Annotated in this window: 19 protein-coding genes; 10 read left to right on the forward strand and 9 right to left on the reverse strand. The window is 43.6% G+C overall.

Going from position 1 to position 24,212, the window contains the following annotated elements:
* Nucleotides 1-161 precede the first annotated feature (161 nt).
* The gene (locus KI659_RS12015; protein ID WP_213945595.1) at nucleotides 162-371 is read left to right on the forward strand and encodes a hypervirulence associated TUDOR domain-containing protein; all 210 of its coding nucleotides are present in this window, start codon (nucleotides 162-164) and stop codon (nucleotides 369-371) included.
* A gap of 64 nt (nucleotides 372-435) precedes the next feature.
* On the opposite strand, the gene KI659_RS12020 is transcribed toward KI659_RS12015, so the two are convergent.
* Nucleotides 436-1,233: a polysaccharide lyase gene (locus KI659_RS12020; RefSeq protein WP_213945596.1), complete on the reverse strand. Its 798-nt coding sequence runs from the start codon at nucleotides 1,231-1,233 to the stop codon at nucleotides 436-438.
* A 629-nt stretch (nucleotides 1,234-1,862) separates the two neighbouring features.
* Here KI659_RS12020 and KI659_RS12025 point away from each other — a divergent pair.
* From KI659_RS12025 to KI659_RS12050, 6 genes are all read left to right on the forward strand, one after another.
* Nucleotides 1,863-2,780: a bile acid:sodium symporter family protein gene (locus tag KI659_RS12025; protein WP_213945713.1), complete on the forward strand. Its 918-nt coding sequence runs from the start codon at nucleotides 1,863-1,865 to the stop codon at nucleotides 2,778-2,780.
* 93 nt (nucleotides 2,781-2,873) lie between these two features.
* On the forward strand, nucleotides 2,874-4,025 hold the full coding sequence (locus KI659_RS12030; protein WP_213945597.1) for a hypothetical protein: 1,152 nt from the start codon (nucleotides 2,874-2,876) through the stop codon (nucleotides 4,023-4,025).
* A 511-nt stretch (nucleotides 4,026-4,536) separates the two neighbouring features.
* Nucleotides 4,537-6,045 (forward strand): hypothetical protein, encoded by a 1,509-nt coding sequence (locus tag KI659_RS12035; RefSeq protein WP_213945598.1) that lies wholly within the window; start codon nucleotides 4,537-4,539, stop codon nucleotides 6,043-6,045.
* Complete coding sequence (locus KI659_RS12040; RefSeq protein ID WP_213945599.1) at nucleotides 6,021-6,668, forward strand: hypothetical protein; 648 nt, start codon at nucleotides 6,021-6,023, stop codon at nucleotides 6,666-6,668. Before KI659_RS12035 ends, KI659_RS12040 begins: the two co-directional genes overlap by 25 nt.
* A 449-nt stretch (nucleotides 6,669-7,117) precedes the next feature.
* Nucleotides 7,118-8,428 (forward strand): DUF6973 domain-containing protein, encoded by a 1,311-nt coding sequence (locus KI659_RS12045; RefSeq protein WP_213945600.1) that lies wholly within the window; start codon nucleotides 7,118-7,120, stop codon nucleotides 8,426-8,428.
* Nucleotides 8,429-8,431: 3 nt separating this feature from the next.
* Nucleotides 8,432-8,767, forward strand: coding sequence for a hypothetical protein (locus tag KI659_RS12050; protein WP_213945601.1), 336 nt, complete (start codon nucleotides 8,432-8,434; stop codon nucleotides 8,765-8,767).
* 70 nt (nucleotides 8,768-8,837) lie between these two features.
* On the opposite strand, the gene KI659_RS12055 is transcribed toward KI659_RS12050, so the two are convergent.
* On the reverse strand, nucleotides 8,838-11,084 hold the full coding sequence (locus tag KI659_RS12055) for a Tex family protein (protein ID WP_213945602.1): 2,247 nt from the start codon (nucleotides 11,082-11,084) through the stop codon (nucleotides 8,838-8,840).
* A gap of 387 nt (nucleotides 11,085-11,471) precedes the next feature.
* Here KI659_RS12055 and KI659_RS12060 point away from each other — a divergent pair, with 387 nt between their 5' ends.
* From KI659_RS12060 to KI659_RS12070, 3 genes are all read left to right on the forward strand, one after another.
* Nucleotides 11,472-12,056 carry a flavodoxin family protein gene (locus KI659_RS12060; RefSeq protein ID WP_213945603.1) on the forward strand — a complete coding sequence of 195 codons (585 nt, stop codon included), beginning with the start codon at nucleotides 11,472-11,474 and terminating at the stop codon, nucleotides 12,054-12,056.
* A 150-nt stretch (nucleotides 12,057-12,206) separates the two neighbouring features.
* Nucleotides 12,207-12,398, forward strand: a complete 192-nt coding sequence (locus tag KI659_RS12065; protein ID WP_213945604.1) for a hypothetical protein — start codon at nucleotides 12,207-12,209, stop codon at nucleotides 12,396-12,398.
* A 47-nt stretch (nucleotides 12,399-12,445) separates the two neighbouring features.
* A complete protein-coding gene (locus KI659_RS12070; RefSeq protein ID WP_213945605.1) occupies nucleotides 12,446-13,588 on the forward strand; it encodes a DUF4221 family protein in 1,143 nt (380 codons plus the stop codon).
* A gap of 182 nt (nucleotides 13,589-13,770) precedes the next feature.
* Here KI659_RS12070 and katG read toward each other — a convergent pair whose 3' ends face one another.
* The 7 genes from katG to KI659_RS12105 form a co-directional block, all read right to left on the reverse strand.
* Nucleotides 13,771-16,026, reverse strand: coding sequence for a catalase/peroxidase HPI (gene katG / locus KI659_RS12075; RefSeq protein WP_213945606.1), 2,256 nt, complete (start codon nucleotides 16,024-16,026; stop codon nucleotides 13,771-13,773).
* Nucleotides 16,027-16,179: 153 nt separating this feature from the next.
* Nucleotides 16,180-17,463 (reverse strand): D-alanyl-D-alanine carboxypeptidase, encoded by a 1,284-nt coding sequence (locus KI659_RS12080; protein WP_213945607.1) that lies wholly within the window; start codon nucleotides 17,461-17,463, stop codon nucleotides 16,180-16,182.
* Between the two features lie 140 nt (nucleotides 17,464-17,603).
* On the reverse strand, nucleotides 17,604-19,691 hold the full coding sequence (locus KI659_RS12085; RefSeq protein ID WP_213945608.1) for a prolyl oligopeptidase family serine peptidase: 2,088 nt from the start codon (nucleotides 19,689-19,691) through the stop codon (nucleotides 17,604-17,606).
* 102 nt (nucleotides 19,692-19,793) lie between these two features.
* Entirely contained in the window at nucleotides 19,794-20,693 is a 900-nt protein-coding gene (locus tag KI659_RS12090) for a serine hydrolase (RefSeq protein WP_213945609.1), read from the reverse strand.
* Between the two features lies 1 nt (nucleotide 20,694).
* On the reverse strand, nucleotides 20,695-22,215 hold the full coding sequence (locus KI659_RS12095; protein WP_213945610.1) for an N-acyl-D-amino-acid deacylase family protein: 1,521 nt from the start codon (nucleotides 22,213-22,215) through the stop codon (nucleotides 20,695-20,697).
* Between the two features lie 78 nt (nucleotides 22,216-22,293).
* Nucleotides 22,294-22,728, reverse strand: coding sequence for a hypothetical protein (locus KI659_RS12100; protein ID WP_213945611.1), 435 nt, complete (start codon nucleotides 22,726-22,728; stop codon nucleotides 22,294-22,296).
* A 10-nt stretch (nucleotides 22,729-22,738) separates the two neighbouring features.
* On the reverse strand, nucleotides 22,739-24,211 hold the full coding sequence (locus KI659_RS12105) for a SusD/RagB family nutrient-binding outer membrane lipoprotein (RefSeq protein ID WP_213945612.1): 1,473 nt from the start codon (nucleotides 24,209-24,211) through the stop codon (nucleotides 22,739-22,741).
* Nucleotide 24,212: the final 1 nt, after the last annotated feature.

Consider the following 24,212-nt stretch of genomic DNA (forward strand, 5'->3'; position numbering starts at 1 on the left):
ATTCCGTCAAGACTTTCTCGCGTTACTCCAAATTTTATTAATGCATAAATAACAAGAAACAGTTTAGGAAGGTTTACCAGCATGTATCAAGTACGAAAAGTCAAGTCATTAAAATGGTTTTATTTAAACGCATAATTCAAACTTTAAACAAAAATCTAACTATGATCAGGGAAGGAAGCAAAGTAAAATGGAAATGGGGTGATGGATATGGGTATGGAAAAGTAAAAGAAACCTATGATGAGGAGGTAAGCAAAACCATAGATGGCTCAAAAATCACCCGCAAGGGAGAAAAGGGCAACAAAGCCCTCCTGATCGAACAGGAAAGCGGAGACTTGGTATTGAAACTGGAAGACGAAGTTGAAAAAGAATAGGTTTTGCCAGCCGGCCAAAAAAAAAGGCAGCCCTTGAGCTGCCCTGATTGCTAAATTTTAACGTTTATTTTGCTCCCATTTCTGAAAGTACGGCTTTTTGGCTTCCTAGTTTGATGTTATCAAACATGATCACCCTTACGTCAGTATCGGTAGCCCTGTTGGCCCATGAGGCTTTGTAGATTCCTACTTTCCATCTAGGCAAGGGAAGTTTATACATGTTGCCTCCTTTGTGGGTAAGTACTTTTTTGCCGTTTTGCCAAACCTCCAGCAGTCCGTCGGTACCCGGAGAATGGACAATGTGGAAGACGAAGTGGTGCCAGGTATCCTTTTGCAGCGCCCCGAGGTCAAAATCCTTTCTGGATTCTTTGGTGTTTCCGGATTTAATCAAAAACCTGTCATTTTGAATTCTGATCGTGGTGGCTGGGCTTCCTCCCCCCTCTTGGTGCCATTGGGAGATAATATCGTTGTCCCTGTCTTTCTTAAAACCAGTTGAAGGAACATACAAAGAGTAGGAATACCACCTGTCCCTGTTGGCCTGGGCCGGGAAGAGGACCTCTGCCCTCTTTCCCCCGCTGACGATGGGATCCTTGTATCTCAATTCAAATCTTCCGCCCTTGTTTGACTTATCCCGCGGATCCTGCACCGTCTTGAAAGAATGGCTCGCAGGAAGCTGCCGGTGAACCTGCCCAAAAGGGTTGCTTCCTTCAAAATTTTCCTGGACCAGGATGTTGGCCGAGGTGGACCTCAATGCGGCCATTTCTTCTGTGAACTCATCCTGACCTGTGGTGTCGCAGGCTGAGAATGCTGCACCTAAGAAAGCTAAACTCAATAAAAGCGAAAACTTGTTTTTTGATTTACTCATGTTCTAAATAATTTAATTGCTGGGGAATTTTATTCTTTGACCGGAATTCACATCATTTTTCCAATTCCGGTGAGAAGCCCCAAGCCAAAATCTATTCCCAGAAAACCGTACGAAATTTAGACTAGAGAAGAAAAAATATGATTTTACCAAGCTAATACAATCCTTTTCCACTGATATTAAGATTATTGCCTTAAAAAATTAACCTTTTTAAAATCCGTGTATGCACTTAAACCCGACACCACTTTTAAAAGGGTTTCACCTTTCAACTAAATTATTTATGACAAATTCAATTTTAACATGAATATTTCAATATATAATAAAATATTTCAATTGAGGTAAAATATTATTGTTTTCAGGTTAAAAATCACCTTTTGTTAATAAATTTAGAAAAAATTGATGAACGAATATTTATAGTAAATAAATATCCATTTTTATGAAACAACACGTGTTTTTGAAAATTACTGCGGGTTAGTCTATTTAGCCTAATTCACTAAAAAGTTGTGGAATTACCCTCCTCACTCTGGGGAGGGTAAATTGAGATATACTCAGATTTTGTCGACTATCTACAAGATAACTCATAACAAGGCTAAGCTAACATTTATGATATTAAAAGTACATTCCTTATTATTATCGTTTATTTTAGTGATAAATCACCAACTATTCTTATGGAACAAAACATCGTCACTGACTTGCTGCTTCCCCTCGCCCTGGCTGTGGTTATGCTCGGTATGGGCCTAAATCTTGTGCCAGCTGATTTCAAAAGGATTTTTCGTAATCCAAAACCCATATCTATTGGTCTGCTCAACCAACTGCTCTTACTGCCCCTAATGGCATTTCTCCTGCTGTTGCTCTTTTCCTTGAAATTTGAGCTTGCGGTCGGAGTCATGTTATTGGCCGCATGTCCGGGAGGGCCAACCTCGAACCTGTGTACGCATCTGGCAAAAGGCGACATAGCCTTGTCGGTATCACTGACGGCCATCACCACGGTGGTCTCCATGTTTACCATCCCCTTGATCGTCAACTTTTCCATCCTGCACTTCATGCCGGAAGGAGAAGCGGTCACTTTGCCTATGGCGGGAACCATCATAAAATTGCTTATCATCGCCATCATCCCAATTGTTTTGGGCATGGTAATACGGAATTTTGCGCTTTCCTGGGCGAGGATGGCCGACAGACCGGTAAAGTTTATGTCAGCCGTTTTTCTCGTGGTCATCATTGGTGGGGCCATAGTCAAGGAAAGAGAACACCTGGTGGAGTATTTCATACTGGCCGGGCCCGTTACACTGAGCCTTAATATCATGACCTTGCTGATGGGATATTTGACATCCAAACTTTTCAGTTTAAATGTCCGGCAGCGCATCACCGTTTCCATTGAATCCGGCATCCAAAACGGCACCCTGGCCATTACTATCGCCGCCTCCATGCTGCAGAATACGGCCATGACCATCCCCCCTGCCATCTACAGCCTATTGATGTTCTTTTCTGCAGGAGTAGTGATCGCCTTGGCGATTAGGAAAAAGGAGATGATAACGCAGGCTGCGGCATAAATTAGTTTTACTAAGTTGTTAACAGATTATTTTGATTGGAATAAAAATTACGCTAAGTTTAATTAATTCCATAGTCCATTTTAAATTAATAAGATGAGAAGCCTTTTAGTTTGTGCTTTATTTTTAATATTATTTTCATGCAGCGATAATTCTCCCTCAATTAAACCTGCTAACCTCTTTGATTTCGAAAGTGGGCAATTCATTATTAATAAGCCTTCTGACAGTAACATTCTAATGTTTACGGGAACCGTAGAGTCTGATTCTGGAAGATACTTTGTCAGTGAAACGACCAACAAATATGAGCTTTTTGATTTTGAAACGGGCCTTCGCAAATTTTCCTTTCAGATTCCATTTGACGGCCCGGAAGCTATGAAAAGATCTATGAATGGTACAGCCATGATTTCGCCTGCGGAATATGTTGCATTTAATCAAATAGGTCAATTTCATAGCTATGTAAACGGAAGATTAAACCGGGATATACACATTAACCTTTCAGAAATCACCCAACATAAATTTACCCAAATTTCCAAAGGGACAGGGAATCTCACCAAACTAAGTACAGGTAAATACCAAGTTGTATTAAACCCTTTTGATATCATGGATCCTAATGGAGGTTTTGATACTGAGTTTAGTGCTTGGGTTTTTCAAATTGATTTGGAAAAAGGTATTAGCTGTGTCTCTAATTTTAATTCACCATATGATGAATCCTTTCATGACAGTCCCTCTGCTACGTTGACCCTTGGGACGAGAAATCATGCGCAGGATGAATATTGGTTTATGTATGCCTTATCAGATTCAGTTTATCGAATAGAAGACTGCAAAATCGTTCAAAATCATAAATTGGACAGTGGTAATGAAGTTATTTATTATCCCGATGTGGTTACCAGAAATGGGAGAAACACCCAATGGAACTCTAACCCCAAAAATCATAAAAACATCAAACTTTTTTACGATAACAAAACCTCGACTTTTCTAAGAGTGTTAGAACTACCCAAAAAGATCAATGAAGAGGATCTTAAGGCAATGGATGTCAGAAAAGCATCCAAATTAAAATCTGACTATCAAATCCTCATTTATGATCAACAGTGGAACTTGGGCGCTATCCTTAACTTCACTATACCCGAAGGGAATAATTTGGAGAGTTGCTTTGTGCATGAAGGCATATTTTATTTGAACCAACCAAATCAAGAAAATGAAGATGAATACGTATTAATGAAATTTGACCTGACAAAAGCTATTATTTAATACTACCTATAATAGAGAAAGAAAGACTACAAAAATTAGTGAAAATAAACTCATTTTACCTTGTGATCTATGCATCTACCCTCCCCGAGAGTTAAAGGCCATCTTTTACCTAAACTTCCCCTTCAGCATTGCCAGCTTCGCAGCCAGGTCGCCTTCGGGTTCTTTTTCCTCTCTGGGACGCTTTCCACAACCCACTATCGAATTTAATTCTACATATCAGAATTTTGCCCAACCAAACCATCCAGAAATTTACATTTCCTAATAAAATATTTTTACATATTGAAAAATGCCTTGCACATATTTTGACTACATTTTCACCTCCATAATTTTGCAATTAACGGATTAATCCCACATATTGAATAATCTTTTAACTTAAATTTTTAATCAATGAAAACAATTTTACGATTTACCCCCCCCCATTTTCAGCAAGTTAGCGTTTGCAAGGAGGCATCCTAAGTCTCCATTTCAGCGACAAACAGCCTTCAGGGGGCTTGGACTGTTCGGTTTGCTGATGATGTTTACAATTGCCTGTGTACCTGAGGAACCTTTTGGATCTGAAAACCAAATAAGTGATCCAGAAATTTTAAAGGCTAAAGCCTGGTTCGAATCCCAAGAGACAAACCTGTCAAGAGACAACGGTGAAAACCTCAGAAACAATTCCTCTAATTTTGAAAAAAGACCCAATTGGAATCTGACTAAGAAGCATAAAAATGCCGCCGGTCAGGAAGTATTGGAAGTCAGCCTTCAGGTCAACAAGACCATGGTCTCCAGGTTCATGTTGGAAAAGTTCAAAAATAACAGACCCCGACCCCATCAGATCAGCCAAAACCTGCTGATGGTGGAAAAGGGCAACGGAGAGTATGATGTGTTTATTTTTAAGATCCATAGCGAAACAGACCTTTCGGTAAACAACAGGAGGGATTTATTCTACGAAGTAAATTATGGCAAAACACCCTCCGACTTTTCCGGTGAACTGATTATTACCACGCTAAACGAAAACCTCATCAAGGGATGGAGAGTCAATGACGGAAAAACCCTCATGAGGTTCAGAGCTGCAACAGGAAAAAAGATACCGAATAGTGCAAATCTATCCGGCACCTGCGGATATACAGAGACTGAATCCTGTCAGGTGACAACCTCAATGGAATATGATTCCTTCCTCGAAGAGGAAACCATGAGCTCGGAACTTAATTGCACTACTACTTACCAATATGAATGTATTGATGCGGATGATAACAGCCAGGGGCCTATATCAGAAGAACCTGATCCGCTAGCGGGCACAGGAGGAGGTTTAGATTCTACTTCAGAGCCTGAGGTGGAGGAAGATAATTTTAAAATAGATATGAAGCATTTATCAAAATGCCATCAGATTCTGATAAACACCTTAATTGGGTCGACAAAAGAAGAATTTAAAAAAATCTTTCAAAAGTTTGCCGGCGACCTACCTGCACCTATGAATTTTCACGTGGAAATAAAATATGGGTATTGCGGCCCTGGAGTAACAGCATGTACCAACCCTAAATTACAAAACAATAAGGCTATTATAAGTTTGAATGAAGCTGTTAATTCTTCGGCTACTGAGCTTTCGATAGGCAGAACCATCCTGCACGAAACCTTGCATGCTTACTTATTATTTGTAGAACAGTTTCCGGGAGAGGATAAAAGTCTGAATGCATTGATAAATGCATATATTGATAAATATGGCGACCGGGACCTAAATCCAAGTCATCACAATTTATTTGTTGAGCAGGCTTTTATTTATGATATAGCAGAAGAATTAAAGAATTTTGCAACTTCTCTTGGGTACCCTACATCGATTCTTGAGGATCATCAATTCTTTATGGATATGGCGTGGGGAGGATTACATCAAACAGATGTTTACCAACAGCTGTCTGATTTGGATAAAGATAGGATTCGTGATCACTATTATGCAGAACGTAATGGCGAAAAATATTTAGGCACTGAACCCAAAGGCACAAAAGCATGCGAACCATCATGGCAAGATTCTACCATACAATAATTTTCATTTGGTTTCTGTTTGGCTGTGGAGATCAACAAAAAGATTCCATTTCCCAGGAAGTTATCCAAAAGGAATCAGAGGAAATCCATGAGCTTATAAATCAACTTATAGAAGAAAAATTTCACATCTTTTATTATGACTTTGATTCTTTGGTTTTTTTGGCTGAAGAAACATCAACTGAATGGAAAGAAAACCATATAAAAAACATAAATAATCTCAACCAGTTTGTGGAACTCCAAAAAACTTCTATCCGACCTCACCATGAAAGGATTTCAAAAGTAGAAAATATATTTACAGAAGAGGATTTTCAGATGGTTTTGACTAATTCCACAGTACCTTTTCAATTTCATGCTGATTGCTTATCGGATGATATTTATTTGCTCAGTAAAGAATATGAAAACCAATTCCCGGAAATAGCTATGGATTCTCTAGGTATTAATGAATTTACTTTTCTAAAAGTATCAAAACCCACATTTCTGATGGATTTTCAATATGCCTGGACATTTTTAGAGAAATCTTCCTGGTCAGGCTTTATGTCCAGCGGAAGTGGGTTCCTTGCTGTTTATGAAAAGGTAAACGGAAAGTGGGAATATATTTTTTCCATTCAACTATATATGTCTTAACAACAATTAGGCTGCCTCTACTTAGAGGCAGCCTATTCTTATATTTTAAAGGTCACGAATTTACTAATATTTATTCGTGCATTTGTGGCCATCTATTCACCTAAATTTTTCCTTCAGCATCGCCAGCTTGGCAGCCAGATCGCCTTCAGGTTCCTTTTCCTCTTTCTGATGCCTTCCGCCACCTTTTCTAACAATTTATCCTCGTAAACCATTCTACATAACCCAAATTATACCCAATAAAAGTTTTTCATAATTACATTTACAGATAAAAGATACTCCCATCATAAAAAACGTCTTGTACATATTTTGATAAAATTTTCACCCCAATTATTTTGCAACTAACGGATTAATATCACTTATTGAATAATCTTTTAACTTAAATTTTTAATCAATGAAAACAATTTTACGATTTACTCCCCCTCACTAATGTCTTAAGGATAGTTGGGTACTTGATTATCATCTTTTTCGTAACTACAGGATGTGTAGTTGACCAAGAAGAAATAATTAAGAAAGATGGAGATCTAAATTTGAACGAGGCTTTATTAAACCAAATTGATTCCCTCAACCGAACAGAGGTATTTCCCCAAGGTAACGTTGCCGGAAAGACAAAGCCCATCAAAAGGCACATCAACCAAGGTAGTTACCGTCAAGATGTAAATTCTAAAAATGAGAAAATCCACATCTTTACAATCATGTATGATGATTTGTCTTTCCCGGCACCCCTAGAGAGCAATCATCTTAATGAAGTAGAAGCCGCTTACAAAAAGCTTCAAAGCAAAGTAGTAACTGAACTAATAATTGTAGAAAAAGGAGTCGGAAATTTTGAAACCTATATTCTAAAAATTGTACCTGATTTCTCTTACAAGGTTAGGAACAGACAAATAACCTACAACAAGTTGCCTGAAGATTTTAAAGGCACTTATAACTGGTACAATTGGAATGAAGAAGCTGTTTTAGCCGTAGAGTTAGAGGATGGTGCTACCAAGTCAACAATAACCCCGGAAAGAAACAGTAAGAAGAAAATATTCGAAAATAATGCTTCCTATTGTGTAACCACCATCACCTATGATGTTTGGTCAGTAACCACATCTAGTGGAACAACCTATCACGTTAGCACCTCCTCCTCTTCAAAGTGTTATCATGTCCCAGGATCTCAAGGTTCTCAAGATGCCTCTTTGGAACCGCCTTCTGATGATCTTGGTGGCGGCGGTGGTGGAGGTGGAGGTGAAACTCTAGACCCTGTAATTGAGGAAGAAGAGATCATCAATTATATAGAAGAAAAATATAAAAAATTAAATGATTGTGAAAAAAGTACAGTAAGAAATTCCATATACAACGGAAATCTACATAATATTTACAAGATTTATGAAAATTCTATATTAGCTGACGAAAAAACAAAAGATTTTTTTGGTCCAAATGGGGGAGGAAACAATCACAATGACTGTGGTGATGCATTTAGGCACGCTTACTGGAATGCCTTAAATGTCATATCAACGAATAATGTACCATTATCAAAACAGTTTGCAGATGCTCATGAATGTGATACTCCATCCAATAGAGAAATGGAAAAAATTATGGATTTACACAATAATCAAGTTGGGAGAGACATAGGTCTTCTTGCAAACAATACAAATGTGGCCAATCTTGTTTTACAAGCTCTATATAGAGGTGATTTGGTGGTTTTAGACCAAGTAAACCAATACAATCAAATAATTCCGGGATTGACCGAAATTGTTACTTCAGACATTTTATGCAATTAATCCATGAAAAAAAACATTCTAACCGCCATAATAATATTAAGTTCTCTTTTGCTTATAATTATTTTATTTAAAACCAATACAGAATTTCAACACATTGAAGATGTTTCGAAAAAACAAACATTATTCTTTAAAACGGATTCAGAAAGAGTGGTAACGAAAATCATAACAGTTGTCGGAGAAGTGGATGGAGTATTTTCCCTAAACGGGCTGGATTCCTTTGGGCCGGGAAAAATCAATCAGGAATTCAGAAGTGATTGGTATGACAATAAAATTACTATCGAATATGAGCCAGAAAATGTCACCAAGGGCAATTTAAAAATTAAAGTTGAATTGTATTGAAAAAAGGCTCCCTTTCCGGGAGCCTTTCTTTTTAATCTATTTTTCATCTGTGCATCTGTGGCAATCTATATCACCTAAACTTCCCCTTCAGCATCGCCAGCTTCGCAGCCAGATCGCCTTCGGGTTCCTTTTCCTCTCTTGGGCGCCTTCCGCCGCCTTTTCCGCCCTTGGGCCTTTCGGCAAAGGGGTCGGACTTCATGCTCAGGCCTATTCTTTTTCTGCCCAGATCCACTTCCATCACGGTCACCTCCACCTTCTGATTGACGGTTACCACCTCGTTGGGATCGGAAACGTACTTGTCGGCCAAGTGGCTCAGGTGGACCAGGCCGTCCTGGTGTACCCCCACGTCTACGAAGGCACCGAAGTTGGTGATATTGGTCACCACTCCAGGAAGCTTCATGCCTACCTGCAGGTCCTTCATCTCGTTGACGCCTTCCTGGAAGCTGAACACTTCAAAAGTCTCGCGCGGATCCCTGCCCGGCTTAGAAAGCTCGGCCATGATGTCCTGAAGGGTTGGCAGACCGATGGTCTCGGAAACGTAGTTCTTCAACACCACCTTCTGTCTCAATTCCTCGCTGCTCATCAGATCGCTCACGTCCACACCCAAGTCAGCGGCCATTTTTTGCACCACCGTATAACTTTCCGGGTGAACGGCACTTCTGTCCAAGGGATTGATGCCGTTTCTGATCCTCAAAAAGCCCGCTGCCTGTTCATAGGCCTTGTCGCCCAGTCTAGGCACCTTTTTGATTTCCTCACGGCTTTTGAAAGGACCGTTTTCGTCCCTGTATTTCACGATATTCTGAGCCAGTGACGGGCCAAGGCCTGACACATAGGTCAGCAACTGCTTGGAAGCGGTGTTTACCTCCACACCCACGCCGTTTACACAGCTCATTACGGTGTCGTCCAGTGAGCTTTTGAGGGCATTCTGGTCCACGTCGTGCTGGTACTGCCCCACCCCGATGGATTTGGGGTCGATCTTTACCAGTTCGGCCAATGGATCCATCAACCTCCTGCCAATGGATACGGCTCCCCTTACGGTCAGGTCATGGTCGGGGAATTCCTCCCTGGCCACATCCGAAGCCGAATAGATGGAAGCGCCGCTCTCGTTGACCATCACCACGATGACATGTTTTGGAAGGCCCAATGATTTCACAAAGGATTCCGTCTCCCGGCTGGCCGTACCGTTGCCGATGGCAATGGCTTCGATTTGGTGCTTTTCTACCAAGTGTTTCACCAAAGCACCGGATTCAGCAACCTTTCTGTTTTCATGGGGATAAATCACATCATAGCCCAGCAATTGCCCCTGGGGACCCAAACAGACGGTTTTACAGCCAGTCCTGAAACCAGGGTCAATGGCCATCACAGCCTTTTCGCCTAATGGAGCGCCCAAAAGCAGCTGTCTGAGGTTTTCAGCAAAGACCTTGATGGCCTCTTCGTCGGCTTTCTTTTTGGTATAAAGCCTTACCTCTGTTTCCATGGAAGGCTTCAGCAAGCGCTTGTAGGCATCCTTGATGGCGATTTTGACCTGTTCCACAGCAGTATTGGCAGCACCCTGAACCACGATCTTTTCCATCAGGGCGATGGCGTCCAGTTCCTCCGGCTGGGAATCCAGCATGAGGAAAAGCTCCTTTTCTCCCCTTCTCATGGCCAGCACCCGGTGGGAAGGGGCTGTCTTGATGGGTTCGGACCAGTCAAAGTAATCCTTGTATTTCTGCGCCTCTTCCTCCTTGCCGGGAATCACCTTGGAGGTGAATTTGCCCTCGTTGATGAAAAGGTCCCGCATCTGCTTTCTGAGCTCCACGTTTTCGTTGATCCATTCGGCGATGATGTCCCTCGCACCCTGTAGGGCTTCCTCGGTGGAGTTTACCTCTTTTTCCGCATCCACATACTGGGCTGCTTCGGCTTCCAGGTCAAATGACTCCTGTTCAAATATCTTGTTGGCCAATGGCTCCAGCCCTTTTTCGCGAGCGATGGTGGCCTTGGTCCTTCTTTTTGGTTTGTAAGGCAGGTAAAGATCTTCCAATACGGCCATGGTTTCGGCGGCATTGATTTTCTCCTCCAGTTCGGGGGTGAGTTTTTCCTGCTCCTTGATGGACTTGAGGATGGCCTCCCTCCTTTTGTCCAGGTCGCGCAGCTGCTGCACACGGTCCCTAATACTGGCCACCTGAACCTCGTCCAGGCTTCCGGTCACTTCCTTTCTATAGCGGGAAATAAAGGGCACGGTAGCTCCTTCATCCAATAAGGCCACCGTATCGGTCACCTGCTTGAGTTTGACGCTCAGCTCCTCGGCAATCTTGAGGTAATGGTTGATGTTCATGTTTTTGATGCTAATGTACAGACCGGCCGGCACCTGAATAAGGCCTTTCCGATCGGATGATTTTAGGCTTGCAAGTTAAGGCTAATGCCAGAGTTTTCTTAAAAGAAGCGCCGGAAATTCAGAGATGGAAAAGTAAAGAGTTGGAAATCAGGAAGAGGAATCGAAGCGAACAATGGGACACGGAGTTTCGCAGAGTTACAATTAGAGTTACACAGAGTTGCTGCTTCGCGGAAGAAATTTCACGCAGCGGCGCAGAGAAAGACGCAAAGGTCGCAGCGAAAAAATATGGTAGAGCATAAAGTTTCAAAGTTGTAATGCCAGCCTTGGAACAACGGAAACTCCATTATTAATTTCTAATTTTACATTTTCAATTATAATATTTCCGATATGAGATCAAGCATTTTAATCCTCTCCATAATTCTTTTATTCCTAATAGCTCCAGCCATTGTAAGCGCCCAATCAAAACCTGTGGTCCTGGTGGCTTATTACAGTCCGTCCGGACACACTAAAGCCATGGCGGAGGCGGTGGCCGGGGGGGCGGAAACCGGGGAAGTGGAGGTGGTTCTTAGATCCATTGAAGATATTTCTGAGGAGGATGTATTAAAAGCAGGGGCCATTGTATTAGGTTCACCGGTCTATAATGCCAACATAACCCCGGCCGTGCAGGAGTTCATCAACTCCTGGCCTTTTGAAGGCAGGCCTTTGAAGGACAAGATCGGGGCGGCATTTGCAACGGGAGGCGGCATATCCATCGGGGAGGAACTGGTGATGCTCAACATCATCCACTCCATGCTGATCCACGGCATGGTCATCGTAGGAGGCCAGGAGACTGAGGCTGCCTTCGGTGCCTCCGCCATCACCGGTGAGGGAGAGTATGCGGGTAAGGCCGTTCAGGAGGTTTTCCTGAAGAAAGCTGAGGGCCTGGGAAAACGGGTGGCGGAAATGGTGGTGAGGATTGAAGTAAATCCTTAAATGAAACCTAAAGACATAACTAAACAACCATTAACACCAATATAACGCCATAAAAAAAAAAAAAACACACACCTTTTAAATAAGGATGAATTCGGCACAACCCTTTTTCACCTAAATTGTAAGTATGTTGAATTTTTAAAACAAACTATTATGATTAGTAAAAATCTAAAAACAAAACTAGCATGCCTAGCAGCTATTCCTGCACTTTTCTTAGCAACCAATTTCGTAGAAGCAAGTACTTGGTGTCGATGGAATGATGAACTGTTTGTTTGCCAACCAGAAGCCCCTGGGGGATATTGTGCTGTGGCAAGTCCTAACTGTGATGTTCCTGTTGTTGAGTAATTTAACCTTCTTGTCCCCTCCCTTTGGGAAGGGACAATTTTAACCATATGAAAAATATTTACTTATTAATAAGTATCGTTTTTTTGCTTTCCTGTTCAAAAAAACAAGCTGTCCAAGATCTCAATGATTTTTTAGTTTCCAATCATTCCTTACCTCTGGATCCAAATATAAGTCCGACTTCAAGAGCTATGCAGTACCAAGATGGGATGCTTTACTGGTGGAATTCCGAAAGGGAAACGATTAGTGTTTTTGATTTATCTAAACAAGAAGTTATAAATACCATAAAATTAGAAAGAGAAGGGCCAGATGGCGTGGGCAATTCTTTGGGAATTTATGTACATAATAAAGATAGTATTTACATCCCTAATTTTTCTTATGAGATCAAACTCATAAATTCTGAAGGAAAATTGCTCAACAGTTATGATTATTTTAACTTTTCTCCCCTAGGTGCTATGCCGGGCTCAATGTCCAGATATTCACTTATGTTTCAGGAGCATGAAGGCAAATTGATTATTTGGCTGGATATCAGTTCAGTTAATAAATCAAGCCTCACCTTAAATTCCCTACTGGATTATCCTCCATTTTTGGCTTTGGATATGGCGAGTGGAGAATTTGAAAACCTGCCCTTTCATTTTGATGAAAAGATATTAGAAAGTCGGGACTTTACGAGTTTCTCATTATCCAAAACACAGGATAAATTATTGGCTCTTCATCGAAAAAGCAACTTGCTATACAGCTTTGGCTTAAATGATCTGAAAATCCATACCCAAAGACTGGAATCCGAGTTCGTATATAATTTTTCAAATCAATACTATCTTTCCGACCGTACTGGAATGACAATAGAGGACGGTATGCGGCTACTGTATCGGACATCTAGCAATCTGGGAATAACATTTGATCCAAAGCGCGAATTGATATACCGTTTCGGTTGGCCTGGAGAGGAATTGTCAGAAGACACTGATGCTATGGCTTTTGCTTATTCCCCTGACTATTTTGTTCTGTCCATATATGATGGAAATGATTATTCACTACTAGAAGAGTTTTCCTTGCCACGAAACACCTACATGGCCCACCATTATTTTGTGGATGAAAATGGCCTTAACCTCTTCCCAATACATCCCGATAACCCCGAGCTCAAAGAAGACGAATTGAAGATACATACGTTTGATTTTGCCCGAATAAAACAATAACAAACCATTGGACAAACATTTGGAACCATTAGATTTTACATTCAGAACTAACTTCCTTTGTGCGACCCTGCCTCTGCCTGGCAGGCAGATTCCTTTTAACTTCATGTACATTGTAACCATTTCATAAACGGAAAAAGGCACCCTGTCCCCAAGGTGCCTTTCGTCATTAATTTAAATTAGCTTTATTTCAAATCAAACCGGTCCAGGTTCATCACTTTGGCCCAAGCCTTTACGAAGTCTTTAACAAAACGCTCTTGCCCATCATTACAAGCATAAACTTCTGCAATGGCTCTTAGCTCTGAGTTGGAACCGAAGATCAGGTCCACACGGGTTCCTGTCCATTTGACCTCACCGGTATTGCGGTCACTCCCTACGAAAATCTTCCCTGCGTCCGAGGTTGCCTTCCAGGTGGTTTTCATATCTAGCAGGTTTTTGAAAAAATCATTCGTCAATTGGCCCGATCTGTCGGTAAACACACCATGCTTGGATTGATCAAAATTGGTGCTGAGCACCCTCATCCCCCCTACCAGTACCGTTAACTCCGGTGCAGTGAGTGTCATCAACTGCGCTCGATCGATAAGCATTTCCTCTGCCGAAGCTGAGATGTGCTCATGGTTGCCGAAGTAGTTTCGGAACCCATCCGCATTCGGTTCCAGCATGGAAAACTGTTCCTCATCCGTCTGCTCCTGACTGGCATCCGCCCTTCCGGGGGCAAAAGGAACTTTGACATCAAATCCCGCATCTCGGGCGGCTTTCTCCACTGCAGCACAACCTCCCAAAACAATCAGGTCAGCGATGGAAACTTTCTTGTTTGTCGACTGGCTATCGTTGAAATCTTTTTGAATATGTTCAATTTTATCCAATACTTTGGAAAGCTCCTGAGGATTATTTACCTCCCAGTTTCGCTGGGGAGACAGGCGGATTCTAGCCCCATTGGCGCCTCCACGCATATCGGAATCTCGGTAAGTAGAGGCCGAGGCCCAGGCTGTGGTTACCAGCTGGCTTACCGAAAGCCCGGAATTCAGCAGTTTATCCTTCAGATCAGCAATATCATTTTCATCCACCATTTCATGCTCCACTGCAGGTATTGGATCTTGCCAGATCAACTCTTCTTGAGGGACCTCAGGTCCCAAATATCTGGACAAAGGCCCCATATCTCTATGCGTTAACTTGAACCATGCTCTTGCAAAAGCATCCGCAAATTCATCCGGGTTTTCATAGAAGTGCCTGGATATTTTCTCATAAGCAGGGTCCATTTTTAGCGATAAATCCGTTGTCAGCATAAAAGGCGCGTGCTTTTTATTCGGATCATGTGCGTCGGGCACAGTACCTTCCCCAGCCCCACCCTTGGGTTTCCACTGGTGGGCGCCTGCTGGACTTTTGGTCAATTCCCAATCAAAACCAAACAGATTTTCAAAGAAATTGTTGCTCCATTTGGTAGGGCTGGTTGTCCAGGCACCTTCCAAACCACTGGTAATGGTATCCCCAGAGTGGCCTTTGCCAAAAGTATTTTTCCATCCCATACCCATCTCAGCTATGTCTGCTCCGGCGGGCTCCGCTCCTACATATTCGCCTGGGTCTGCGGCACCATGGGTTTTTCCAAAAGTATGTCCTCCGGCAATCAAGGCAACGGTTTCATAATCATCCATGGCCATTCGGCCAAAAGTTTCCCTGATGTGATGGGCAGCATCAACAGGATCCGGGTTACCGTTTGGCCCTTCCGGATTGACATAAATCAGACCCATATGGGAGGCACCGAGTGGGCTTTCCAGGGTCCCGCCTTCATGACGCTCCTTATTGCCCAGCCACTCACCTTCCGAACCCCAATAGATGTCCTCTTCAGGCTCCCACACATCTACCCGGCCACCGCCAAAGCCGAAGGTTTTCAAGCCCATTGACTCCAGGGCCACATTCCCGGCTAGAATCATCAGGTCAGCCCAGGATAATTTTTTTCCATACTTCTGTTTGATAGGCCAAAGCAAAAGCCTGGCTTTGTCCAGGTTGGCATTATCAGGCCAGCTGTTTAAGGGGGCAAAGCGCTGAGAACCAGAGCCCGCACCGCCACGTCCATCGGCAATTCTATAAGTACCCGCACTGTGCCAAGCCATTCGTATAAAAAATGGGCCATAATGGCCGTAATCGGCAGGCCACCAATCCTGGGAATCGGTCATCAGCTCAGTCAAATCTTGTTTTACGGCATTCAAGTCAAGCGTTTTAAATTCCTCCCGGTAATTATAGTCCTGCCCCATAGGATTGGAAAGGGATGAGTGCTGGTGCAGGATTTTAAGGTTAAGCATTTTTGGCCACCAGTCACGGTTGGTATTTCCGCTGCCTGCAGTGGACCTCACGGCCCCGCTCAAAAATGGGCATCTACTGGATTCATTGGTATCCCATACTGGGGTGTTGGGAGCTGTGTTTCTGTCTTTGTTGTTTTCCATAGTTTAAAGTGGTATTATTTATATCTTCTTGATTGCTTACCACTAAAATTACAAAATCGGATAAATAAAACCTTACTTTATTAACTATTAAAATCTATGGCAGATAGAGGGAATCTATGGGAAGACGGGAGACCGGAGACGGAAGACCGAAGTTTAAAATCTTTCGTGGATTTCGGTCATGATGCGGACCATTTCTTCGCGGATTTCGGCGGTTGGTCTCACGAAGTTGTTGTTCATAAATGCAAAGCGCAGCCTTTTCCCATTTCTCGTCTCCAATATCCCGCTTTGTAGGTGGGCATAAGTCAAGGTGCCGGTTTTGGCCCAAACAAAAGGCACCCCATTATCCAGCTGATAAGCACTTTTAAGAGTTCCGCTGATTCCTCCCACTGGCATCAGATCTTTTAACCTGTCTTCATCCCCTACCTTGTCTTTTATTTTCCCAATAAGGTGGATTATAGTTTCTGGAGTAAAGAGATTGAACCTTGATAAGCCGGAACCATCAGACCATTTGGGCTCAGCCGGAAGGTCAGCCATAAAATTTTCCAGACTGTGGTCGATTGCTTTTTTGATGCCCATCTCCCCATCCATGGTCGAGGAGCATAACATCAAGATCTGTTCGGCCAAAAAGTTATCACTGGGCAACATCATGTGTTTGAGCAGGGAATCTGTGGGCACGCTATACAAGGTTCTGGCATCCTCCGGCATGGCAATATTGGTGAGCCTTACTTCTTTTTGAAGGGTATCAGCCAAGATTTGTGCAGTCAGATCTGATCCAACAGTGTAAAGCACATTGCTTTCGAATTTCTCGGGAATAGGTAAGGCTGGGTAATTCAGGTCATACCCCACCTTGGCCCTTCGCAGGATAAATTTATCCTCAAGCAGTGCGGTATCCTGTTTGATGAATTGGGCTATTGAGGCAGGAAAACTTCTAAACCCTTCCGCACTTCCCATTACTTGTGCCGTATTGGCCGCGATGGGGAACGAATTAATATCCGCCCTCCAATTGCTGGGCTCCAATACGGAACTGCCATCTCTATCCATGGAAAGGTAAATGGTTTTCTCCTGATTCTTAAGAAAATCAAAGGCCCTTTGGTCCTCAAACTTCTCATGCAGGAATGTCGGATCCCCCGTCCCCCACACAATCAGGGAATCTCCCCGCTCCTCATATCTCAAAGCCGGAATGGAATCCCCAAGCATGTTGAGCGCTGCATAAAGGGTAAAAAGCTTGGTGTTGGAGGCTGGGAGGAAATACTTCTGGGAATTTTCCTCATAGATCACCCGCTCCTTTTCCTGGTCATACAGGACAAACCCTACAAAATGCTCCTGCATGATCTCAGACCGATCAAAAATCCGCTTGACCTGCCTCTTATTGAGCCTCTGAGCCTCGGCTTGTAAGGTGATGATAAGTACTAAAGCGGTAATTAGATATTTGGACATAATCAATTTCAAAGGGGACACAGAGTTAAGTAGAGTTTTAAAATGAGTTTCACAGAGTTGGAAAAGCTTCACGCAACGGCGCAAAGGAAAAATACGCCACGGACGCTGCAGTAATTCTCAATTTTTGTGACCCTATTTTTTCATTTCATTAAATGCTTTTTCAAGAAATCAGCCGTGGCTTGGTTTACTTTCACCATGTTGGCATACACCATCCAGTGGTGGGTGTCGTCAGGGATTACCAGGTATTCGTAAGGGATGTTGCGCTGCTCAAGTCTTCTAGCCAAATCCACGCTATGGCTGATGTTAACGTTCCTGTCATCACCGGCATGGATTAGCAACACAGGGGAAGTCCAGTTGTCCAGCATGGCCACCGGGGAAGAATCCCATGCCACCTGCCTGGCCTTTTCCAAATCAGGGGCTTGTTCAATCCCATCGGGGATTTTGATGTAGCCGTCCCTGTTATGCACTCCATGAATATCCACGCCTACGGCAAAAAGATCCGAGTCCAACCCTAAAGCAATAGCGGTGAGGTAACCGCCGTAGGAACCTCCATACACGCCAATTTTGTTTGAGTCCACCTGCTCTAGCTGCGCAAGGTATTCCCCTGCCGCTTTCACGTCCTGGTATTCCGAGGCGCCTGCAATGCCCGCTCCCTCAGGTTTGTGGAAATCATGGCCATAGCCGATCCCCATACGGAAGTTTACAGAAAGAACCACAAAGCCCTGGTTTGCCAAATATTGGTTAAGCGCGTAGGTGTTGGAGTAATAATCCATGTAGCTCCACCCTAGCAGCATCTGCCGCTGGGGACCACCATGCACAAATACCACTGCCGGTTTTTGGGAGTCACCACCCTCTTTTTCAAACAGCTGGCCATACACCTTTACACCATCCGCAGCTTCAAAACTCACCTGCTTGGGTTCCACGAAATGATCCAAAGGAAAATCCTCAACCAATCGGTCCAGGGACAACACTTTTATCTCTTTGCTTTCAATATCCATAACTGACGGCAATAAGGGCTGACGAAAATCTCCACTGAACATGGCTATACGGTCTGATTCACCGATAAAAAATGGATAGGCCTCTATCCCCTCTCCATCCGTTAACAATTCCATATCTGCCTCATCAAGTGATACCATTCCTATATGCCGGCGGTCAAGATCTTCAGGAGTGGAACCGGTGTTGGCCGAGAAGACGGCTCTTTTTCCATCCTTGCTCAAAGTGATGTGCTCCAACATAAAATCTCCCTTGGTCAATTGGGTTACCACTCCTCCATCTTCAGGAATAGAGTAAAGGTGCGGCCAGCCGTCTTCATAGCTGAGAAACACAATTCTATCATCAGCCCAATGTAAGTTGAAACCACCATGAGTAGTAGGCACAGAGCCTTCCAAAGTCTCTGGAGCTTTCCAGATTTGTTCAGCCTCTCCTGACTCCACATCAGCTGTCCATATGCTCCAAGGGCGGTGTTGCTGAACCAACAGGCTGTCCGGCTCTCCTCCGCCACCTGGCGTTCGCACAAATACTACCTTTTCTCCATCAGGAGACCATCTAGGCGAGCGATCTCTGGCAAATGCTGGTGCTAACCATTTTATGGATGTTTTCTCATCTGTGTATACACCTACGAAGGCATGATCGCCCCGTGAAGACACAAAAACAAGTCTTTTTCCGTCAGGAGACCATTCCAAGGATCCCGTGGACCCTTTTGAAGTGAAAAGCTTTTTGGCAGCCTCATCATTTTCCAAATTTGCCATCCAGGCTTGTCCACCATAGATAAAAGCCAACTTTTTACTATCAGAGGATAAGGTGGGCTGGTCGCCTTCACCGATCAGTACTGGCTCGCCTCCACTAAACGGCACCTTCCATATTTCCACCTTTGTGGGAACGGGAAGGCTGGTGGGATTGACATACACATGGGCATTTCCACCTCCATGCTCTCCTCCTCTCACATATACGACCCAATTGCCATCAGCGGAAATCTGTAGACTGCTGATCTCTTGGCCCTCGTCCTGATCATAAGGGGTTAACTTTCTGGGCTCAAAATCCGGCCCTTCGGCCACATAAATATTCCGTTTTCCCTGCTCATTGAAGGCCCAAGCCATTTTATCAGAACCTGAGGAAGTCGTTAGTTCGGACGGAAAAGGATAGGCAGTAACCTGTTCCATGGTGAAGTCCTGGGCGCTCAGCTTGCCGATGAAGAAAGTAAGAAGTATTAAGAAAAGATTCTTTTTCATGGTTGTTTTTTGGTTATTACTAATTCATCATCCGGCGTTCGTCATTCGTTATTTTTTAAATGATGAATAGCGAATGATGAATGATGAATAATGAAGTAGCGCTCATTTTATCACATAGTCATATATTAACTTTGAAACCCTGGCAATAGCCTCCTTGCCTTGGTCCCTGTTTGCCAGATTTTTTGAAAGCAGAACCAATACATACTGACGGCCATCGGGAAGTCGGATGATGCCCGAATCGTGCTGGACGCCCGTGATAAAACCGGTTTTGTGAGCCACCACTACATTTTCCGGCAAATAAGCTGGGATAAGATCTCTATAATATTGGTCGGCCAGGATATCAAACATTTCGGCATCGGCCTCTTCATTGACGGCATCGCCATTTGCAATCGCTTCCATGATGACCATTAAATCATAGGCTGTGGTGGTATTGTTAAGCCCTTGATCAAATGCTTTTTGGTCCTCCACTCCCCTTCTAACCATAATATCAGCAGCACCCAAATCTCTCATCGTCTGAGTAGTGCTTTCGGCCCCTATGAGGTCAATAAGAATATTGGTCGCAAGATTTGAACTTTTAATGATCATGGCGTAGGTGATGTCATAGATGGTGGCCTTTTTGCCAATCCGGTCATAAAGCTCCTCCTCGCTGTCCACCCCCAGCTGCATGCTATATAGGCTCCCATCCACAATACTTTTGAATTCATTGTGCACCTGGATAGAGTCCGAGACATTGAATTTACCTGCTGCAGCCTGCTTGTACACCTCGATCATAACAGGGGTTTTCATGGTGCTGGCAGCATGGAAGCTTTCCATTTCGTTGATCAGGATCTCTTCACCTGAGCCGTCGAGTAATCGAAAGGCTACCGCAAAGTCCCCTTCCGCCGTGGACAATTCCTCCTGAATCTCCTGCTTGAGGGTTTCAATATCCTTTTCCTCCTGGGAAGCAGGACTACAGGCGGCAGCCATCAGCAAGCCGCATGTGGCAATCAATAGTTTTCTCATATTATTTTCTGATAATAATTCCTGATCGGTTTTTAAACTCTTTTCCTTCTTTGGCTATTTCTCCATTAACAATCACCAAATCAAAGCCCTTTGCCAATTGTGCGGGGTTTTCATAAGTAGCCATTGCCTTGATTTGGGCTGGGTCAAACATAACCAAGTCGGCTTTGTAACCTTCCTTAATCAAGCCCCGCTTTTCCAATTTTACGTTTTGGGCAGCAAGGCCGGTCATTTTATGGATAGCTTCCTCAAGTTTCAGAATGGGCTCATTGCTGACATAGGATTCTATGATCTTGGCAAAAGTTCCATGCCCTCTGGGGTGGTTGCCAGTAAGGCTTCCATCGGAGCAAACATTTACATAGGGATCTTTTAGAAACTCCTTCATTACCGTTTCGTCCATCACAAAATAGGCAGCACTTGTCCCCGTAGGGCCTATATCTTCCATCAATACCTTTTCAAAAGGTTTTCCTTTCTCTTCAGCTACTTGTTTTAAAGTCTTTCCCCTGTACTCTCCTGTCCCAAGCAGTGTTGCTTCAGGACCGTTTCTTAAGTTGACACGGTTTCGCAGGTAAGTCAGGAGTTCATTGCCACGGTTGGCCACTACTTCGTTGTAATCGGCTGGTGCCTTGGCCCATTCTGGAAACAAGATGGAAATGCTGGTATAGGATGCCTCATAGGGATAAAGATCTGCCGTCACGGTATAGCCCTTTTTCCTGCTTTCTTCCAAAATACCCAAGACCTCTTGTGCTCTTTCTTCACCTTTTGCATACACTACTTTTATATGCGACACATGCACCGGGCAGTGCTCACCTAGCGATAGAAACTCGTCAAGCGAATCCTCAATGGCGTCATCATCCTCATTTCTCATGTGGCTCATCATGACTCCATCATGATCGCCCACAACTTTGGCCACTCTTGCCAGTTCTTCTTTTTTGGCCACATAGCCTGGGTTGTACTCCAGCCCGGTGGTAACACCAAAAGCACCTGCTTCCATGGCTTCGGCCACCAGTTTTTCCAAATTCTTCAATCCCTCTTCAGTTGGGTTTTTGTCATATTCAATACCTGAAAGCATTCTCAACGTACCATGGCCCACAAACATAGCCACATTAACACCTGGGTTGACAGCATTTACTTCCTCCATCCAGGAATTTAAGTCTGTTGTTTTGGGGCTGGAACCATCCTGGCCCATAAAAATGGTCGTCACACCCATGGCCAAAAAGTTGGGGAATTCTGGTGTTGCGAGAGGGTCCCCGTGGGTGTGGGTGTCAATAAAGCCCGGCGCTAACACCTTTCCTTCAGCGTCGATAGTTCTGGTGGCCTGCGGGGCGTTATTTAAGTCTTTTGTGATTTTGGCAATTTCGTCTCCATTAATAAAAACATAGCCTTCGTAGGCCTCATCTCCACTGCCGTCAACGATTTTGGCGTTCTTGATCAGCAGGTCAAATGTTTCCTGTGCGGAGTCACTTTGTTGACAGGATATAAAAATGACAGACAATAGTCCAAGTAGGTATTTGCTCAGATGCATGGTACTTCAGTTTGGGTGAAAAGCAAAGAAAAAGACTTCCATAAAATATGGAAGTCTTTTTATATATAAGGTTATAAATTATTCTGCAGGTTGTGCCACCGTCACTACTCGGTTGATGCTTCCTCTATTGGTTAGGGAATTGGCAGTTTCAACTTCAATCCACAAAGTGATCGCTGTTCCTGGCTCCAAGTCCGCTGGAACCGTGTAGGTAAAGGAATCTTCGTAAGAATCTCTCAGGTTGTGGCCTGTGATATCTTTGGAAGCGGCTACGGTTTCATTTCCACCGATGATCTGAATCAAACGAAGGTTGGTTACCGGTTCGTGTTCAGAGTAATAGCGGAAATTAGCTGTTACATCTGCGCCAGGGGCAGCAGTGGTGCTAGACACTGTAAAGACAGGTATCGAGGCCACACGACCCACAAGGTCATATCCTTCGTCATATTCCTCAAAACAAGAGGTGAGACCGACCATCATAATCATGGTCAATATGGCTATATATTTTTTCATCATCATTTGTTTTTAATTAAAGGTCCCAGAACACTTTTACTGTTGGAGAACCGGTCGGGATATTGCCCGAGTTGTTGTCCAATTCAGAAGTTGGATAAAGGAATCTTCTAGGGAATACATCATTGGTAAAGTTATCATCTGCCGGCTCCAAGAAAGGAATTCCGCTAGCAGTTCCTTCTGCACCAGCAGGGATACTTCTTCTCCAATCTGCCCAAGATTCAGTCTTTAAGAACATGTCGATATGCTTCTCGTTGAAGATTCTCTCCATACCATTTGCTTCCATGGTAGCGGCCGTCTCAGATCCGAAGGCTGCAATGTAGGCAGGGCTGGCAGTACCAGTTACCCTCAAAAGAGAAGCTTCCACTGCTTGGTTAAAGGCTTCAGCGGCCAAAGCATACTGCCCTAGTCTCTGATGCGCTTCTGCTTCAATAAACTTCAATTCAGAATAAGTCATGATGCTGGTTGGAGCATCTTCTCTATTCAAATAAGGACCTACTCTGGACACATTGCTTGGAATGGAAGCAGCGCCATATTCTGCGCCTACAAATCCACCGGCAGAGTTTGGTCCGATGAAGTAAGGAAGACGTGGATCATTTTCACCTGGTTCAATTCTGTTTTCCAACATATCAATGAATCTCTGAGCCACGGCAATGTTATTTTGGCCGAAAGAACCCAATAGGAATCCAAACCAAGGCCCCGCAGCATCCGCTGAATTACCGAAAACGGTATTCAAGTCATCAGCATTGCTTTCAAACGCTCCAGCGTTGATGGCTGCCAATGCGTTAGTAGCTGAACCCTGAGGATCTACTTTGCTCAAGTGGTTGTAATATCTGGCTTTCAAAGAATTGGCAGCCTTGATCCATCTTGGAAGAGAAGTGCTTCTCCAGGCACCTTCGTTGGCTGCTGGGTACACCAAATCGTTGGCAGCTGGTGAAATGGTACTTTCACTTTGAAGATCAGCGATTCCCTCGTCCAAAAGTCGGAAAACCTCTTCATAAACCTGCTCTCCAGAGTCATATACCGGCTGAGGAAACTCATCAATGTTCAATGCCTGAGAATAAGGCACGTCTCCCCAAAGATCCACCAAATAACCCAATAGCAAGGCTGATTGAATTTTGGCAACACCTCTATAGTGGAAAGCCTGATTTTCAGTTGAAATGTCGATAATGTTTTTCAAATCTATCAATGAACCCGTATAGAAATGATTCCAAGGGGTATTGAAATTTGGCGGCACATATGCATAGAAGGTTACGTTCTGCTGAACGTTAAGGGTACCTGTCATATATTGAAGTAGGATACCCGTGGCTTGGGAAGTGAAGTCTCCCACGGCCCAAGTCATATTGGCCTGTGTAGCGGGAAGTAATACATTCACCCCTACCTCAGTCACTGCATTGGGGTTGACATTTGCTTCCTGCAAATCACAACCAGCAGTAGAAAGAAGGAGCGCTCCTGCCAAGCCATTTATAATTTTTTTCTTTATTGATTTCATT

Origin of the sequence: Litoribacter ruber, from assembly GCF_018449405.1 — a bacterium.
GTDB classification, from domain to species: domain Bacteria; phylum Bacteroidota; class Bacteroidia; order Cytophagales; family Cyclobacteriaceae; genus Litoribacter; species Litoribacter ruber.